The sequence below is a fragment of the Xanthomonas sp. SHU 166 genome (assembly GCF_000364685.1).
GTDB lineage: Bacteria > Pseudomonadota > Gammaproteobacteria > Xanthomonadales > Xanthomonadaceae > Xanthomonas_A > Xanthomonas_A sontii.
Window position 1 is genome coordinate 1 of sequence record NZ_AQOJ01000837.1, and the last position, 728, is coordinate 728.

The 728-nt window shown below is 74.6% G+C and carries 1 protein-coding gene; it reads right to left on the minus strand.

The features are described 5' to 3' along the window. Positions 1–728: FAD-binding protein (locus tag D180_RS19185; protein ID WP_017914046.1), on the minus strand; the 728-nt coding region annotated here is incomplete at both ends.

A 728-nucleotide genomic window follows, 5' to 3' on the forward strand; every position in this document is an offset into this window, starting at 1 on the left:
CGCCGTCGGCCTCGATCAGCAGCATCGCGCCGGCCTCGGGCACGTCGCTGCCGTTGCGGCGCAGCAGCGCGATCGCGCTGCGGTCCATGAACTCGAGCATGGTCGGCGTGCTCGGCTGCGCCATCAGCCGCGACACCGCGGCCGCGGCGGTGGCGGCGTCGCGGTACAGCGCGCGCAGGCCGGCCTGCGCCAGCGGCCGCGGCGACAGCTTCAGCGTCGCTTCCACGATCAGCGCCAGGGTGCCTTCGCTGCCGACCAGCAGGTGGGTCAGATCGTAGCCGGTGGCGTCCTTGGTGTAGGCGCCGCCGCAGCGGATCAGCTCGCCGCTGCCGGTCACTGCGACCAGGCCGAGCACGTTGTCGCGGGTGGCGCCGTACTTCACCGCGCGCGGTCCGCCGGCATTGGTGGAAAGGTTGCCGCCGACGCTGCAGATCTCCGCGCTGGACGGATCCGGCGGCCAGAACAGCCCGTGCGGCGCCAGGGCCTGCTGCAGGTCGCCGTTGAGCACGCCGGGTTCGACCACCGCGCAGCGGTCGGCCGGGCGCAACTGCAGGATGCGGTTCATGCGCGCGAACGACAGCACCACGCCGCCGGCGAACGGTACCGCGGCGCCGGCGGTGCCGGTGCCGGCGCCGCGCGCTACCAGCGGCACGCGGTGCGCGCGGCAGGCGCGCACGATCGCCTGCACCTGCTCGCGGGTCTGCGGCAGCGCCACCGCATCGGCCAAA